Here is a 17,449-nt window from a genome sequence, read left to right as displayed (position 1 = left end):
CAAATGAAAAAAATAAATAACACAAAAGAACCATTATTTTACTTGGAGTTTACATCAAAGTGAAATTCATTGAGTGAATAGCACAAATTTTAAGGATTGAGGGTTGACATCAGCTTACTTGCCATGTAACATATGAAAGGTCGTCATACCAATAACTGCATACTTTTCTCGTATAACCTCGCAGCCATCAGGTAACCACAGGGCGAGGGTTTCTACAGGAAGCCTACTCTTCCTAACTACGATGACAAGGACCATGCTCTACGTCCCTTGTCCCCGGAGTTAGGTTTATTTGTGTGCAGCGGCCGATTCAGAGTATTCAGGAGGTTCTAAGAAACATGAAAGATTCGAAATATTTGCTCTCCGTCTTGGCGGGGGCTATGAGCTACGGCATTCTATCTACAATTGTCGTTCTTGCTTACGGTAAAGGATACCAGCTTGGGGAAGTGGTTGGCACACAGCTCTTAACCGGGTGCATTCTTGCCTGGCTGCTGGCCTTATATACAAAAATCAGACAGACACGAAAGGCGCGCACCCGCGGCATCACTGCTGCTGTACAGCGGGCGGCATCGCCTTTGACCTGGAAGCACCGGCTGCTGCTGATGCTGGCGGGAGCCCCAACGGTGGCAACGGGTCTGATGTATTATCAATCCCTGCGCTACATTCCGGCTTCGCTGGCAATTATCCTGTTGTTCCAATTCACTTGGATCAGCGTGCTGATTCAAGCCGTCAGCAAACGCCAGCGGCCTGATAAGATTACAATGCTGACTTTGCTGCTGCTGTTCGGGGGAACGCTGCTGGCAGCGGGAATTATGGATCAGGGCGCGGCTCATTTCAACGTCCTGGGAATCACTCTGGGACTATTGTCTGCGGTAAGCTATTCCATGTTCATTATTTTCAGCGGCAAAGCTGTTCCTGCTGCGCACCCGGCATACCGGAGTGCCTGGATGATTACCGGAGGCCTGCTGCTGCTGTTCATTCTATTCCCGCCGTACTTCCTGTTTAACGGCTTGCTGTGGGGACAACTGCTGCTGTTCGGTTTCCTGCTTGGTTTGTTCGGCGCATTTATCCCGCCTGTGCTGTTCGCTATCGGAGTTCCTCATATTGGCGGCGGAATGGCCGGAATCCTCGGTGCTGCCGAGCTGCCGGTTGCCGTATTGCTGTCCTCGTTCGTGCTTCATGAGCAGGTGAGCGGATTGCAGTGGACCGGTGTTGTCCTGGTGCTGCTGGGGGTCATGCTTCCAGAGCTGTATAAGCTGCGCTGGAAAAATGCGTCCGCACTCCCTTCATAAGCCTCATTCGCATACACGCGAAGCCCTTAGCCTGTCGCTGCAGACACCGGTCTGCTGAAGCACAGTGCGCGTCCTTGCCGGACAGGGCTTCGCGTTTTTTTGCGGGCTAAAGAGGAAGACGCTGCGGCATGTCGAATTTAGGTACGGGTAAGAAACCGTTAATCCAACAGATAGGAGTACATCATGCGAACAAATTTGAAGGTTATTTCTTTGATTATCATGATTCTGCTGACAACAGCAAGCGTACCGGCAAGAGCAAACGGGGGAGTGGCAGCGGGGCAATCAATAGCCAGTGCTAAGAGTAAGCCGGTGATCTGCATAGATGCAGGCCACCAGAGCAAGGGCAATAATGCCAAAGAGCCGGTTGGACCGGGAAGCCGTACCTTCAAGGCCAAGGTGTCCAGCGGGACGCAAGGTGTGAGCACGAAAATACCCGAATACAAGCTGACGCTTGAAGTGGCATTGAAGCTGGAAAAGGCACTTCAGAACGATTATGAGATTACGATGATTCGCCGGACCAATAATGTGGATATATCTAATAGTGAACGGGCAACAAGTTGCAATCAGGCCGGGGCCGACCTTGCTCTTCGATTACATGCAGACGGAAGTGACAACCGCAGTGTACAAGGAATGTCGTTTCTTTACCCTTCTGCGTCCAACACTTTTACGAAAAATATTGCTTCACAAAGTCTGGAGATCGCTAAGGTCCTGTCCCAGGCTGTGCTAAAAGAAACGCAGGCGGCCTCGCGCGGAATCGTTCCACGGAGCGATCTGACCGGCTTCAACTGGTCCAAAGTGCCTGTCGTGCTGATTGAAATGGGCTTCATGACGAACCCGAAGGAAGACAAGAAGCTAAGCGAGGCTGCGTACCAGGATAAGATTGTAAAGGGGATCAAGAAGGGGCTCGATTCGTATTTTAAGTGAGCAGGGGGGAGTCAGAGTGAGTATCCGTAGAAGGATTGTACATCTAATGGTATTCCTGCTGGCCGCCGTCATGTTCATTCCCGCAGGCGGGAATGTGGCCGCTGCGGCTGCGGCTGGACCAGTAAATGTGTCAGGCGGCTATGCGCATGGGCTTGCAGTCTGGAGTGATGGTACGGTGACTGGATGGGGCTACAACAAATATGGCCAGGTCGGCGACGGCACAACCATTGATCAGTACATTCCAAGAAAGGTTGCCGGGCTGACAAATATCATGCAGGTTGCAGCGGGCAGCAATGCCTCTTTTGCACTGGACAAGAATGGAGAGGTATGGGCCTGGGGCCAAACCTATGGTTCATATGTCTTGGATGATCCAGTTCTGCCTAATCAGAAAAGTGGAGGCCCGGTCAAATTAGCGGGGCTTCAGGACGTGACATCCATAACTACAGAAGGCTCTTCGGGAATAGCGGTAAAAAAAGACGGAACGGCGGTGCTGTGGTACCCTTCCTTTGAGCAGAGCGATAGCATCATGCAGATGAAGGTCCGGTATTTGCCGTTACAAGGAATTTCGGAAATCCGTTCTGCTGTTATAGCCGGTAATGACGCGCTGTTTCTTACAGACACCGGCAGTGTGAAAGGGTTGAGTATTTATAACAGCGTAATGGGCAGAAGCCGCTGGGCGAGTGATCCGGTTAGGGTATATACGCTTGCCGCCTCAGCGATTAAGCAAATTGCCGCTTCAAGCGGCGATGCTTTCCTTCTCCGCACAGATGGGCAGGTTCTCCGCTGGAACAACTCATTACAGGAGCCTGTGGCGTCAGGACTTGGCAATATATATAAGCTGCAGACCGGTTACAAGCGGCTGTTCATGCTCAAGACGAACGGAACACTCTGGCAGTGGAACTATAATTCCGGCCCGTTGTCCAAGCCGTTTCAGGTAAAAGGCGCGGAGGGCATCACGAATCTCTGGGGAAGCACGGGAAGCTTTGGTTTTGCCCAGCGCAAGGATGGCACACTTCTGGGGTGGGGAGAAGGTTACTACAGCGGATCAGCGACTGGCAGCGGGAATGTTGCCAATGACGAGGCTATCGCTGTTGTCCCGGTTCAGCCTCCGCTGAGCTTTCTGGTGAATGGCCAGCCGGTCTCTTTTTATGGTACTGCAGGGGTTATTGACGGCAAGCTGTATGTTCCTTATACCAGTGTGTTTAAGGCACTTGGAGTGAAAACCGGCAGGAGCGAGTCCAACCCGGACCCGAGGTATAACAACTACCGTTTTTCAGTCTGGTCTTTTGTATATGGAAGCACGACAGTTCAGATTAAAGCCAGCGATCCGGAGCAGATATTCATCAACGGCAGGAAATCGGAGTCTGTAATTCCGCTAAAAGGCTTGTCGGATTCAACCCAGTTTCCACTCCAGGACCTATGCGATCTGCTGGGCGTTAGCCTGCAATGGAATAAATCCTCCGGGGAAGTTCGGCTGGGGAATTAGAGAAGGATAGAGCAGTCATCACTGCCGCCAATTTTTGGCGGTTTTTTTTCTACTATAATAAGAGCATAGCCTGCACATCGAACATGATGCCGCTTTCATTTAAAAATAGTATAAAAGAATCATTAAAACGGTAAAATTGGGCTGTAAGCTGCTTGAATTTTATGTACATATGGACCTTGCTTTTTTTGCGAATGAGACTGTTGGGATGTCTTTGCCTCTTCGCTGCGTCAAAGCCCTGTATGCCTAAAGTCATAAAATTCAAATATTCATACATATGCAGCATTTCGGGGAATTACAATTTTTTCTGGATTTACCCGATAGATATAATAGATTCGTGGTAGAAGGAAGGAGAACTACAGCAATGATCACAGCAATAGATACATGCCGCCAGCCGGTGAATTCAAAAAGCATGTTATCGCAGATGCAGCAGCATGACCTGAATAGTCCCTCTAATCAGCTTTTAATCGAAGTGTTTCAGCATAGCATTCTTAATATTAAGGATCATCTTTCCGGTCCCTATTTGTTTCTGCTTACGGATGAGGAGGGGGTGCTTCTCAGCATGGATTACAGTTGTAATCTTGAAAGCGCTGTGAACCGCTCTCCTATCCATTTAGGCATGTTTTTTACAGAAAAACACTGCGGAGTGAACGCAATTTCGGAGGCGATATCGCAAGGAGGTCCTGTGTATTTGCCGCCGGAGCAGCACGAAAGCCCATTTTTCAAAAATTGGCACTGCTTCTCTGTTCCTTTGACCGTAGGCCCCACTATTGTTGGTTATCTTGATGTGTCTACTATTAATGCAGATATGAAAAGCGAACTGATAGCTATCGCCAAGCTGATTCCCGCAGATATACTGAACAATTATCAGACCAGACTTGTGTCCCAAGCCGCCGGCCAGCCCTCTGCGCAACTGAGTGAACGTCAATTAAAGGTGCTTGCGCTGATCTCTCAAGGTCTGACCGGAAAGGCGATCGCTGCAAAATTGAAGATCAAGGAGTGTACAGTAAATCATCATAAAAAAGTTATTTTCGATAAACTTGGGGTGCAGTCCAGCTCAGAAGCCGTTTCGGTTGCTACCCGGCTGTCTTTTTTGTAGAAGGTTGCCTATAGTTTTATATAGGTGGAAATGATAACATTACATGTTAAACTTTTCTGGTGCGAAAACGATAAAAAGAATGACCAGGAGGGTATTATGAACAAGAAGAAGGTTGGATTGTTATCAATGGTATTGCTGTTGATGCTGGTAATGGTTACAGCATGCGGCGGGAAAGACAAAGAAGTAACCTTAGGTGTGACTGAAAGCGGTTCTTACACAAATGACTATTTCGGTTTGTCCCTTAGCTTTCCAAAAGAATGGGTATTTCAGAACGCTGATCAGATGATGGAGGTTGTGAAGGCCGGTCAAGAGGCTGTTGCCGGAGGCAATGAAGCCAAGAGCAAAATGCTGGATCTGGCGAAGACCAAAACACTGAACCTGCTGATGGCCTCCAAATTCCCGCTCGATTCCGGGAAGACTGGACCTTCGGCTGTCGCTGTAGCTGAGAAAATCAGCATGCTGCAGGGGATCAAGAGCGGAAAAGATTATCTGGAGGCTTCCAAGAAGCTGCTCGTAGACAGCAAGCTTCCGTATGAATTCAAGGATGTCACGTCGGTTAAAGTCGGCGGAAAAGATATGGATTTGATGCAGGCTACCATTAATACAGGTACTGTGGTAGTTACACAAGACTATTACAGCATTATTATGGAAGGGTATGCACTGAACTTCATCCTTACATACACCGATGATGCATCGAAAGCGGAAACGGATAAGATTCTGGAATCTGTAACGTTTAAATAAGCATTAACTAGGGGGTGTCCATGGGACACCCCTTTTTGAACACGTAAAAGCCGCGATTCTCCAATTACCGGAGGATCGCGGCTTTACTCGTTTTATTTTGAGCAAGGCGCTCTTAACGAACTACTATTTTACCTTCGCCCGCCAGTCTGCGCAGCATGCTTGGGAGACGATCACGTTCCGCTTCAGGAATGTCCAATTGAATACCATATTGGTAGCTGCCCTCGTGCTCCTTATTCCATTTCAGCGTTCCTTCTATGTACATAGGCTCTTCGGTCAGCAGCATCTCCATGCCAACGCGTACATGGTTGCTTTCCGGATTGACATTCAGAGGGAAGGACAAGCGGCAGCCCGAACGGCTGATTTCCAGCAGTATAGCGCTTACAGGCTTGGGAGGAACAGGAATCCCGTTAATTGTAAGAATATGAAGATCAAGTGTAGCAGGTTCTATAAGGGTATATCGAAAAGGTTCAGTTCTGCGGTTTGCGTTCATATACTCCTCCATACTTTTCCATGTGTATTGTTTATTTATCGACACGCAAGCGGCAGAAGTTAAGAGTTGAAATCCTTTTATAAACCGTCAATTTACAATTCTTTAAGGTCACTAGTTTCAGGCTCGGCCCGGTAAATATTGTTGCTGTTGGCATCCGCCGTAAAAGTCGTTGCAAAAGTATGCATAATCGTTGACGACCTGCATTAGAAAAGAAGCCAATAATCTTTATACTGTATTTGAAAGCGATTACACAAAGCGATAGGGGGAAATTGTAGTGAACAAAAAAAGAGGGCTAACACTAATGTCCGGTGTTCTAATGCTGTCGCTGCTCAGTGCGTGCGGAGGCAACAACGGCAACACCGGAGGCAGTCAGGCGGAGCCGCAGGCCTCGGCAGCCGCGACACAGGCGGCGGGAGATTCCGGCACAGTGGATACATCCAAGCCTGTCGCGCTGAAGATGATTATGGTGGGACCCAAACCGGTCGACTACGATACGGTATTTGGGGAGATCAACAAGAAGCTGAAGGAGAAAATTAACGCGACTGTGGAAGCCGAGTTCCTGGACTGGTCCGATTGGGCGCAGAAATATCCGCTCAAATTCGCGGCCAATGAGGATTTCGACCTTATTTATGCCGCTAACTGGGCAGGCTACAACGATCAGGCCATCAAGGGCGGCTTCCTGGAACTGACCGACGATATGCTGCAGAAGTACGCACCGATGACTTGGAAAGCGATGCCGGAGGTGAGCTGGGGGCAAGCGAAGGTAAACGGCAAGCTCTACATGGTGCCCCAGAACCGTGGAGAAACGGTTGAGAAGCTGATTCTATACCGGGAAGACCTGCGCAAGAAATACAACCTGCCGGAAATCAACAGTCCTGAGGCCTACGCTACCTATCTCAAGACTATCGCTGAAAAAGAGAAGGGGGTCACACCTTTCACATCGGAGACCGGAGACTGGAAGTTCCACAATCTGGACCGGGTGCTGCTGAAGCAGCAGAACGAATGGAACATGTTCGACCTAGACATGCCGATAGGCTTCAAGCTGGACGATCCTGCCGGCAAAGTGTTCAATGTATATGAAACGCCGGAATTCAAGAAATTGGTCTATTATTATAAAGATTTGTCTGACCACAATGTGTGGTCGAAGAGCGCGCTGAACAGCAAGCTGGATCACCAGCAGGAGTTCCGCGAAGGCAAGACGGCCTCGATTACGCATAACATAGGCACGCTTGGCTCTTTGATGACCGACATGCGGGAAAAGAAAAAGCCATACGAATTGGCGCTGGCTGACGTTACGCCGGACAAGAAGAAGTCGGTCGCTATCTCCATGCAGAACGGGATGTCCGTTCATGCCACCTCGAAGAATCCCGAGCGGGCGCTGATGATGATAGATCTGCTGCAGAACGACAAGGAACTGCACGATCTGATCATGTACGGCATCTCCGGTGAGCATTACAATCCGGTCGGAGACGATAAGTACACTAACGCAGCAAAAAACGCCAACTATACCGGCTTCTCCAACTGGGGCTTTAACTCGCCGCTGAATCGTGACAACGCTTCCTTCCCGGAAGAAGCAAATGCGCTGACCGACAAATGGGAAGGCGAGGTTTATCACTACCCTCTGGAAACCTTTGTATTCGATAACACCAAAGTGAAGACAGAAGTCGCGAATGTCGGCAATGTGATGCTCCAATACGGCATTCCGCTGGAATATGGCATGATTGATGATGTAGACAAGGGGCTGGACAAGCTGCAGAAGCAGGTAAAGGCCGCGGGAATAGACAAAATAATCGCAGAGGTTCAGCGTCAAATTGATGAATTTTTGGCGAAATCGGCTCAATGATATGATATAGACAATCCCATGGTTAATTGAATGTTCCAAGAAATCGCTCCTTTCTGAGATGGTTACTCGACACTGCCATTTCACTACGAGAGCGGTTTCTTTTTTTGCATGGTTAAACTTGCAGATGCGGTGAAAGACAACCGTGTCTTTTTTATTGACGAGAAAGGCTCCTATTATAATGACCCGATCTCTTTGGAAGCACAACTGAAATTCATTGTAGAGAGTTTTCTATAAACTGTACGCGGTATCCGATCCATTGCTGCACACCTGCAAGGGAGCCATACGGCTCCCCTGAGGTAATGCATTACTCCCATCTAAAAAAACGGAGAGAAGCGCCAGCACAGATTACCGCCACTGCGATCATCACAATAATGGGAACGAGAGCATTTTCGATGGGTAAGCCGAGTGAGGTGACCTTTAGCAGCTTAATTCCTTGAGTCAGCGGCATGAAATCCGCAATCCTTTGCAGAGGAGCCGGCATTACCTCATAAGGCAATGTAGTTCCTGAGAAGATCAGCATCGGAAAATACAACAGGCTGGCTAAAATGCCCGCTGTTTTAATATCTGGCGCCACTCCGCCCACCAGCAGTCCAATGCTGAACATAGAAGCCATAATTAAGAAGTATGCGCCTACAAACTGAAACCACGAACCGGCAAAGGTAAAGTCGAAGAAAGAGGCTGAAACGGTAAATACAAGGAGAAGTGAAGCAACGGCATAGAGCGCATAGATGGCAACCTGTACCGCCAAAATGAGGGCAGAACTGACAGGCGTTACCCGGAACCGCCTCAGAATTTTTTTATGCCGATAATCGGATACGACCAAGGGCAGACCCATCACGCCACCCGCACATATCGCGATCGTTGCAGCAGCTCCGAAGGACTGTTCCAGAAAAGAATACTCTGCACCGTCAAATGCAGGCTGGTTGCCATAAATAACGCCGAGAATAACTACCATCACAACCGGCATACAGATTGCAAAAATCAACATATCCATGCCCCGCAGCGATAATCTAAGCTCTGTCTTGAACAGGGTGCGAAATGTCCGCATGTGCTTGTTCCTCCTCGTCTGTGTACCACAGATATGCATCCTCAAATTTGTCATAGGGGCTGGCTGCAATAGCCTCCTGTACGGTTCCGTAAAATATGCTTCGCCCATTCTTCAGAATGCTGATGCTGTCGCACAGCGCTTCCACTTCGTCCATGAAATGTGAGGTTAACAGAATAGTCAGTCCTTTCGCTTTCAACCCCGCCAGGCATTTCCACACATCCCGCCGCGCTTTTGCATCCAGTCCAGTCGTCAGCTCATCTAAAAACACAACCTCGGGATTGGGAATTAAGGCGAGGACGATGAACAAACGCTGCTTCTGTCCGCCCGAAAGCTCGCTGACACAGATCTTTACCTTGTCCGCCAGGCCAAATTGCTGCAGCAGGTCTATGTAAGCCACAGATGTTTTGTAAAAAGATTGCGTGACCTCACAAAGCTCCGCTACCGTGATCTTGTTCTGATAGTTGGCTTCCTGAAATTGAACGCCAACCCGCTCGAACAGCTTTTTGCGGTCTGAGAGGGGATTCATTCCCAGAATAGATACAGTCCCCGTATCCTGCTGCTTCGTGCCTAAGATGCACTCCATGGCGGTGCTTTTCCCTGCACCGTTTGCTCCCAGCAAGCCGAACACCTCCCCGCGGCAGACGGATATACTAATATTGTCAACCGCCTTAAGTGTGCCGTAGGACTTGCTTAGTTCATTGACCTTGATTGTGGTTTCCATGCTAGAGCAATCCTCCTTATTTTTTTGTGCACAAAAAGAATAACACCAGAGCAAAGTCTGGTGTTATAGTGGAGGGTTTGCCTTGAAATGTTTCTTCATTTCTTCCAGATGCAGGAGCATGCTTCGCGCATTCGTTGCGGCATACCGCAAGGAGGTGAGCAGCTTATCGCATACCGAAATGATGCCTTCATCATCTTGCGGCGTATCAATGACCTCGCGTATATCTGCCTCTGGATCGCTGGAGAGCGCACTTAGCATCCGCAGAATCGCTGCAAGGGAATAATTTGCACAGCGCAGGGAACGTATGATTTTGAGCAGATGGATATCTTCATGCGTATACACCCGATAGCCGTTGTGCCTCCGTTTGACCGTAAGCAAACCGTTCATTTCCCAGTTTCTTAGCGCCTCCATTGAGATTCGCAGAGTGTCAGCCGTTTCTTTTCTGGTGAGGCAGGTGCTGTCCGTTTCCTGCTTCTTGCCTGACAAGAGCTGCTCTGCAATGGATAGAGCTTCTTCGGCGTTTCGCTGCTCCTGTTCAATCTGCTGCAGATAGCTTCGGGTAAGCAGAATCGCTCTGTCGAAATCTCCGGCTGCCGATGTCTTGATAATGTCAATCGCTTTTTTTCGCAGGCCGTTTTGCAGAATCTCCACCTGTAAGGCCGTTCTGACAAGCTTGAATTGCTCCAGATGCAAATCTGTAAACACCCGGTAGCCATTTGGTTTCCGTTCCGGCTTGGGGATTAGCCCAAGGTTCTCGTACAGCCGCACCGTATTGGGGTGGACTCCGATATTACGTGCAATTTCAGCCGTTCGATAGGTATTCATTCCGTGAGCTGACCTCCAATCTTCATCTAAATCATAACATTAAGCAAAAGTCTGTGGTGTGATTTCGTAACCTTGCAGATTATCCTTCGTATAAAGGTAAAACGTATGATCCGAACAAATAAAACATTGAGGTAGTGCATCCGATGAATAAAAACATTAAAAATCAGGCTGATACAGGATATCGAAGGTCCGAGCAGAAGGCGGCCCAATATTTTGCGTTACTCTGCAATCAGGTCAGGGATAAGTCTTATGTAACTGCCCTGACAGAGGATATCGAAATATGGAAAAAGCGTCATATACGCCGGTTTGCCCGGGTGCCCTTCTTTTCACAGAGAAAGAGAAAACCCGATACTAAGGATTATTATAGATACATTCAGTGGCTGAATTATACGGGGAAATTGGATGATTACCTGGATCGGAGTGTCTCCTATATTTATATGAGGGATCTGGGCAAAGCTCTGAATTCTTCTCTCACGCAGTCCGGGATTCAGCGAACCATTGCGGACTTGAAGAAATACTTGCTTAAGCCGGCCAACGCAAACAGGGAGAACCAGCCGGAGTTTATGAATTTGGCAGGGGTGTACCGGTGGGCTCAAAAGGAAGGGATCGAGGCCGCCACAATCTGGGTATTGGGCAAGCTAAGGTCCGTATCTTCCCATATTCCGGAGGGGATGGATGCGGAGCATGCCCAGCGTAAGCTGATCAAAATCATTGTTGGCGTTGTTCTGCATGTGATGGAGGAAATGGGCGATGGGGTCTCCCCCGAGGAACGTTCCCGCCGGCTGGATGAAGCTATCCGGCTCGGATATTCCTATGGCTTAACCTATCCGTTCATTGATGATCTGCTTGATTCCAATGTGTTGACGGTTCAAGAGAAGGAGCAATATTCCAGCATGATACGTACCGCACTTCTCACTGGAGCTGTGCCTGAGCTGGGGGAATGGTCCGGAGATAATATGGAGTTGATTCAATACATCCATTCGGAGCTTTCGGCAGCTTTTGAGTATATCAAGGAACATCAGGGAACGGAAACGCAGCATACATTTTTTGAGCAGTCGTATGTCTTTTTTCAAGCGCAGGATATCGACCGTGTTAAGGTACTGTCGCGAGCTGATTACACTAATGAAGAGCTGTATGTCCCCGTCATTTTAAAATCTTCATCGTCCCGGCTGATTGCCCGATCCGTGAGCAGTGCCCCTGAGGATGGGGGATTTGAGCAGCGGACCTTCTTCTTTGGCATCTATAACCAGCTTGCCGATGATTTCGCGGATATGGCTGATGATATGAAGGACGGTGCGGTAACACCTTATACCTATTATCTGCAATATCATCAGCAAAGAGCCGATTTGATCAATCCCTTCGAGCTGTACTGGGCGGTAATCTCCAATTTGATCCATAACGTCTATGGTTCCGATGCCAAGGCGCGCGAAGTGATATTGGACCGGGCAATCAATGGGCTTAAACGATATAAAGAACGTGCAGGTGCTGCAAAGTATGATGAAGTGATGGCGACTTTTGCCTCTGGGAACCCGGAATTTAGCCGCCTCATTCAGAAAATGGTGCAGCGGGCGGATGATGTGGATTTCTTCGACAAGCTGCTGCGGGACCGGATGATTGCTGAGCTGAGAAGCGATGCCAAAGAGAAGGAGGAGTTTTCCCATACGCTTAAGAATGTCCGCAATCAGATTAACCGCCAATTGAAATTTACCAAGCCTCAAGGGATTCCGGCAATGAAGGAACAGCTTATAGATGCTGCAAATTACAGCCTGGAAGGGGACGGGAAGCGGGTACGCCCGATATTGACTTGGGTCATGGGAGTGAACGAATTTGGCTTAGATGGGGAGGCAATCCTGCCGCTGTTGAGATCGCTGGAGTATATGCACACGGCATCCCTGATTTTTGATGATTTGCCTTCACAGGATAATGCGTCAACCCGCAGAGGGCGGCAGACCTTGCATCAGATTCACAATAGTGCTACAGCGGAATTAACCGGCCTGTATCTGATCCAGAAGGCGATAGGAGAACAAGCGTCTCTCGACCGGTTCAAGGCTGAAACAGTGCTTGCTTTGATGCGCTACTCGGCCCAGAAGGCAGAAGAGATGTGCATGGGGCAGGCGATGGATTTGGCTTCAAAAGGAAAGGCATTGACGCTGGAGCAGTTGAATATGGTGTGCTTTTACAAGACAGGGGTGGCGTTTGAGGCTTGTCTGGTTATGCCGGCCATGCTCGCAGGAGTCAGTGAACCGGAAATTGCCGCGCTCAAGAAGTACGCTTATCATATGGGGATTGCTTTTCAGATTAAGGATGATTTGCTTGATGTGGAAGGGGATGTGCGCTTGCTCGGCAAGCCTGTTGGCCAGGATTCCGGTAACAATAATTCGAATTTCGTATCCATCCTTGGCCTTGAAGGCGCCAGTAAGGAGATGTGGGAGCACTACTGCCTTGCCCTGGAAGCACTGAGGGAAGTGCCCCGCAATATCGCGTTTCTGAAGCATTTAATGAATTATGTGGTGCATCGGGACCGTTAACATGTGCCTTTCAAATAAAGAAGACCGGCAGCCCCTTGGATAGGTTCGACTGCGGTCATCTTCTGATATCAATTAACCTTAAACTGCTTCAGCTCTTCTTCCAGCTTTTCGGATAATTGGTTCAACTGATTTGATAATTCGGCCACCTGCTCGATGCTGCTCAACTGCTCCTGTGTGTTGGCGCTAACCTCTTGTGTGGAGGCGGAATTCTCCTCGGTGGTGGAAGAAATAATTTCGATTGCCTGTAAAATTTCATCCTTGTGCTTGTGGACTATAGAGGTGTTATTGCTGATCTGAATCATCCGCACCTTTAATTCCTCTAAGTCTTTGTTCAGGCTATAGAATACCTGCTGTGTATTCTCTGCGGATTTGGCATTTGCTTCAGCAATCTTCAAGCCATTGTTAGTGTGTTCTACGGAAATTAACGTTTTTTCTTCAATTGCCCTGACTTTTTCGTAGATTTCCTGAGTGGCTAAGGCCGTCTGCTCAGCAAGCTTGCGTACCTCTCCGGCAACCACGGCAAATCCTCTGCCATGTTCACCTGCACGTGCAGCTTCTATAGAAGCATTGAGAGCCAAAAGGTTGGTCTGAGTGGCAATTCGATTAACTGTACCGACGATGCTCGAAATCTCGTGACGGCTCAGATCAATGTCTTCTATAATAGATGACACCGCCTGAGTAGACCTGTGATTGTCTTCCGCCGATTTGGATAGCTGCTCAACTAAGGCAAGACCTGATCCGCTCAGTTGCACAGAGATTTGCGCCATCGTTTCTACTGCCTGTGCATCACTGGTAATTTCGTTAATCTGATTCGACAATGCTCCGGTTTTGCGGAGAATACTCTCTGATTCAATGGACTGGTAATTGGTGGCATTCGCAATCTCATTGATGGCGGTTGCCGTTTCGTTCATGGTTACTGCTGTTTTCGAAGAAATAGCCTGGAGGTTGCGGGATGACTGGGCCAGCACCTGAGTCGTATTACTGATCACCTGAATCATGCCTTGAATCTTCTGGACCATGTTAGACATACCTTGGGCGATTTGCCCGATTTCGTTGCTCGATTGTTCATTGAATTGAACGGTTAAATCCCCTTCTTCAATCCGTTTGATTGCGGTGAGCAGTCTTGGGATGGATCTTAACAGGTAACGGAGCGTGATGTAACAGATCAACACAAGAAGAAGGGCTGCGGCTGCAAAACCGGCGATTGTAACCATTCTGAAGGATTTCAATTGGCTAAGCGCCTCTTGCTGAGTAATGGTGAGGCCTACAGACCACCCTGTATCCTTACTGGTGGCATAACCGATATAACGGTGTTCCCCGTTGTCATTAATCAGCTCTACGCCGGTACCTCCGTTAATCATTTTCTTGCCAACCTGGCCGAGATCACCTGGGCTCTCATTGATTTTTTCTTTTAGCACTTTGTCTTGATCCGGGTGATACAGGATGTCACCTGACCGGGTGGCTAGAATTGAATAACCAGTGCTGCCCAAGGAGTAGCTCTGCATGATGGCCGGGATTCCATTAAAAGCAATATCTGCGACGATGAAGCCGATCAGTTGATTGCTGTCATTTTTGATAGGATAGAAAATCCCCATAAGCAGAGTGCCAGTGTTGACGTCGGCATAAGGCTCAGAATAATATAGACCGCCGGCTTCAGATGCAGGCTTGAAGTAGGGGCGTGACCGGATATCGAAATCAGACTTGGAAGCAGCACCATCATTTTGGAGAAAGTAGCCCTTCCCGGATATTCCCGCAACCCATACGTCAGTAAAGGATGGCTCTGATTTTACAATTTCCGCCATAGTTGCTACTGTCTCTGCGGCATAAGGAGAGGTTGTCACTTGGTCTGGTGTTGTACTCTCAATATATTGCTTGAAAATAGTGTTGGTGGACATTTGTCTGACCAATGAGCCTTTTTCTTTGAATAATGCGTCAAATTGATTGACGATGCCCTGTGTCTTGGTCATAAGGATAGATTCTTGCTGATCGACGAGGATGCTTCTGGTATTCGAATAAAAGAAGGTACCCAGAATCGAGAAGACGACAACAATAATGACTAACGTTACAATGGCCAATGTGTTTGCAATGCTGGATAGTTGAAATCGCCGTTTATTAATTAGCTGTGACATATGTCATCTCCCTGGTGTATGTTTAGAGCGAAAGCTCTTAGGTATATGTCGGAAATTCTACGGTATTACTTTAGGCTAACCAATCAAAATAAAGAGTCATCGGTCAGCGGCATAACCTCAGCACATAAAGGGTCGCTATCGAATGGGCTCTTGCAGTTACTTTTCCACAGTTGTGAGAGGATTAGAGTAGCACCCGATTACTAAATCCAAACGGCACATTTGCCAAGTCACACCTTTATTGGAATTCTTATAATTGTGTGTGGGAAACCTAGAAATTATTAAAAACAAAATGAACTACAAATTAATTTCGGTTATAATATAGTATATCTTTGTTAAAGATTGTATATATGAAGATTGTATATATGAATGCGCTTTTGTGATGAAAAAATGTGGGAATGTGAGAGGTGGTGTTACTGTGGGAAGAGTGGCAGGCATTCGAATTAAAAATTACGGATCTCTTAAAGATATAAAGATGGGAAAGCTTTTATCTGATAAAGATGGAACCGAATTGTCAAATATAAATGCAATTATCGGACAAAGTGGGACTGGGAAAAGTACTCTTGCTGATGCCTTTGGCTTCTTGGCTGATTGTCTTGAAAAAGGTGTAGAGGTTGCTTGCGATTTAAACGGAAGAGGTGGATTCGACAAGGTGATTTCTCAAGGTATTCAAGATTCAATTGAATTCGAATTGTATTACAGAGAAACTAGTAATTCTTCACCAATAACATATGAATTGTCCATCGGTTTGGATCGAACAGGTAGACCAATTGTTCAAAAGGAACGTCTACGGCAACGAAGAGTTAAAGAGAGATATGGAAAACCATTATCTTTTCTTTACCTAGAAATGGGCAAAGGTTATGCTTTTAAAGGCAATGATACAGGGCTTTATGAAGACTCGGTAACTGAAGTCGGAGAGAAAGTTAACGTTGAATTAGCTGATCCACGACAATTAGGCATAGTTACTCTGGGAGAACTAAAGGAACATCCACGCATTGTACAGTTTAAAGATTTTCTGAAGAATTGGTACCTGTGTTATTTTTCACCTACATCAGCCAGAGAAATACCCAATGCAGGACCACAAAAATACCTTAATCGTTTAGGAAATAATCTTAATAATGTGGCTCAATTTCTACATAGAGAAGATCCGCAAGAATTCAGAAAGGTTCTAAAAAACATTCAATCAAAGTTGACTGGCATATCGAAAATTGAACCAGTAAAACTTCAAAACGGACAATTAGTTCTTGAATTTTCGGAAGAAGGTTTTACTAATCCATTTTATTCGCAAAAAATGTCTGATGGAACCTTGAAACTTTTTGCCTATTACTTACTCCTTCATGAGAAAGAGCCCCGACCTCTGGTTTTCATTGAAGAGCCTGAAAATGGTTTATATCATAAATATTTAACAGATCTTGCTGTTGAAATGAAAAAAAGTGTTAAGGGAGGGTACTCAAAACAGTTATTTATTACAACACACAGTCCTTTCTTTGTAAATGCGCTCTCTCCAGATGAAGTTTGGGTTCTCGAAAAACAAAAAGATGGTTTTTCTACAATAAAACGAGCCTCGGAATATGATCACGTTAATGCTCTCAATGAGGAAGATATTAATCTAGGAGATCTTTGGTACAGTGATTACTTCGGATAGGTGTGAGTTGTTATGAACGATGATGTTTATGTTGAATTCCTTGTTGAAGATAACTCTGGTAAAATATTGCTTGAAAAGATTATGAATAAGTATACAGAATCCTATTCAAATATTACTTACAGAATAAATGGTTTTAAGGGCATTGGTGGATTGCCAACAAAAAATGTGAAAATCAGCGAAGTGAAAACTCGTAGACTCTTAAGTGATTTACCTGGATATCTTAAAGGATTTAATAGATCTTTATCGTTTTTACCTAAGAAAGCTATTTTTGTAGTGGTTGATTGCGATGATAAGGTTTTTTCTGAGTTTAATAATCAATTATTAGACATGTATGATGAACTCAATTTAGATATTGATGTATTTTTTTGTATCGCTGTTGAAGAAATGGAAGCATGGCTTCTGGGAGACAGCGATGCGGTTATGTCCGCCTATCCAAATGCTAAACGTCCATTACTACAAAACTATGAGCCTGATACAATAATTGGAACTTGGGAGCTTCTTGCTGATATTGTATTTCAAGGGGGAGTGGCTCAGTTAAAGAAAAATGCTTCTTCATATTATGAAATCGGGGCTGAAAAGTGCAAGTGGGCAAAAGATATCGGGGAGTTAATGGATATAAGGAATAATAAATCTCCAAGTTTTAATTATTTGCTATCAAAATGGTTCAACCTCAGAATCAGTGCTTGA

14 protein-coding genes are annotated in these 17,449 nt (G+C 46.7%); 9 read left to right on the top strand and 5 right to left on the bottom strand.

Going from position 1 to position 17,449, the window contains the following annotated elements; all coding sequences use genetic code 11:
• Window positions 1-335 precede the first annotated feature (335 nt).
• The 5 genes from B212_RS0113225 (at window position 336) to B212_RS0113200 (ending at window position 5,536) form a co-directional block, all read left to right on the top strand.
• On the top strand, window positions 336-1,289 hold the full coding sequence (locus B212_RS0113225) for an EamA family transporter (protein WP_019911281.1): 954 nt from the start codon (window positions 336-338) through the stop codon (window positions 1,287-1,289).
• Window positions 1,290-1,472: 183 nt separating this feature from the next.
• Window positions 1,473-2,213: an N-acetylmuramoyl-L-alanine amidase family protein gene (locus B212_RS0113220; RefSeq protein WP_019911280.1), complete on the top strand. Its 741-nt coding sequence runs from the start codon at window positions 1,473-1,475 to the stop codon at window positions 2,211-2,213.
• 16 nt (window positions 2,214-2,229) lie between these two features.
• Window positions 2,230-3,699: a hypothetical protein gene (locus B212_RS0113215; protein ID WP_028530803.1), complete on the top strand. Its 1,470-nt coding sequence runs from the start codon at window positions 2,230-2,232 to the stop codon at window positions 3,697-3,699.
• Window positions 3,700-4,060: 361 nt separating this feature from the next.
• Window positions 4,061-4,795, top strand: coding sequence for a LuxR C-terminal-related transcriptional regulator (locus B212_RS0113205; RefSeq protein WP_019911276.1), 735 nt, complete (start codon window positions 4,061-4,063; stop codon window positions 4,793-4,795).
• A gap of 96 nt (window positions 4,796-4,891) precedes the next feature.
• A complete protein-coding gene (locus tag B212_RS0113200; RefSeq protein WP_019911274.1) occupies window positions 4,892-5,536 on the top strand; it encodes a hypothetical protein in 645 nt (214 codons plus the stop codon).
• A 112-nt stretch (window positions 5,537-5,648) separates the two neighbouring features.
• Here B212_RS0113200 and B212_RS0113195 read toward each other — a convergent pair whose 3' ends face one another.
• Window positions 5,649-6,026 carry a PilZ domain-containing protein gene (locus B212_RS0113195; RefSeq protein ID WP_019911273.1) on the bottom strand — a complete coding sequence of 126 codons (378 nt, stop codon included), beginning with the start codon at window positions 6,024-6,026 and terminating at the stop codon, window positions 5,649-5,651.
• Between the two features lie 274 nt (window positions 6,027-6,300).
• Here B212_RS0113195 and B212_RS0113190 point away from each other — a divergent pair, with 274 nt between their 5' ends.
• Window positions 6,301-7,869, top strand: a complete 1,569-nt coding sequence (locus B212_RS0113190; RefSeq protein ID WP_332258049.1) for an ABC transporter substrate-binding protein — start codon at window positions 6,301-6,303, stop codon at window positions 7,867-7,869.
• A gap of 304 nt (window positions 7,870-8,173) precedes the next feature.
• Here B212_RS0113190 and B212_RS0113180 read toward each other — a convergent pair whose 3' ends face one another.
• From B212_RS0113180 to B212_RS0113170, 3 genes are all read right to left on the bottom strand, one after another.
• Window positions 8,174-8,917, bottom strand: coding sequence for an ABC transporter permease (locus tag B212_RS0113180; protein ID WP_019911270.1), 744 nt, complete (start codon window positions 8,915-8,917; stop codon window positions 8,174-8,176).
• The gene (locus tag B212_RS0113175; RefSeq protein WP_019911269.1) at window positions 8,880-9,638 is read right to left on the bottom strand and encodes an ABC transporter ATP-binding protein; all 759 of its coding nucleotides are present in this window, start codon (window positions 9,636-9,638) and stop codon (window positions 8,880-8,882) included. Before B212_RS0113175 ends, B212_RS0113180 begins: the two co-directional genes overlap by 38 nt.
• A 63-nt stretch (window positions 9,639-9,701) precedes the next feature.
• Window positions 9,702-10,463 carry a MerR family transcriptional regulator gene (locus tag B212_RS0113170; protein WP_019911268.1) on the bottom strand — a complete coding sequence of 254 codons (762 nt, stop codon included), beginning with the start codon at window positions 10,461-10,463 and terminating at the stop codon, window positions 9,702-9,704.
• A gap of 143 nt (window positions 10,464-10,606) precedes the next feature.
• Here B212_RS0113170 and B212_RS0113165 point away from each other — a divergent pair, with 143 nt between their 5' ends.
• On the top strand, window positions 10,607-12,991 hold the full coding sequence (locus B212_RS0113165; RefSeq protein WP_019911267.1) for a polyprenyl synthetase family protein: 2,385 nt from the start codon (window positions 10,607-10,609) through the stop codon (window positions 12,989-12,991).
• A gap of 68 nt (window positions 12,992-13,059) precedes the next feature.
• On the opposite strand, the gene B212_RS0113160 is transcribed toward B212_RS0113165, so the two are convergent.
• Window positions 13,060-15,120, bottom strand: a complete 2,061-nt coding sequence (locus tag B212_RS0113160; protein ID WP_019911266.1) for a methyl-accepting chemotaxis protein — start codon at window positions 15,118-15,120, stop codon at window positions 13,060-13,062.
• 415 nt (window positions 15,121-15,535) lie between these two features.
• Between B212_RS0113160 and B212_RS0113155 the strand changes: the two genes are divergently transcribed.
• Window positions 15,536-16,762 (top strand): AAA family ATPase, encoded by a 1,227-nt coding sequence (locus tag B212_RS0113155; RefSeq protein WP_019911265.1) that lies wholly within the window; start codon window positions 15,536-15,538, stop codon window positions 16,760-16,762.
• Between the two features lie 12 nt (window positions 16,763-16,774).
• Window positions 16,775-17,449, top strand: a complete 675-nt coding sequence (locus B212_RS0113150; protein ID WP_019911264.1) for a DUF4276 family protein — start codon at window positions 16,775-16,777, stop codon at window positions 17,447-17,449.

It is taken from the genome of Paenibacillus sp. HW567, from assembly GCF_000374185.1.
GTDB lineage: Bacteria > Bacillota > Bacilli > Paenibacillales > Paenibacillaceae > Paenibacillus_AQ.
This window is presented reverse-complemented; position numbering and strand designations above follow the sequence as displayed.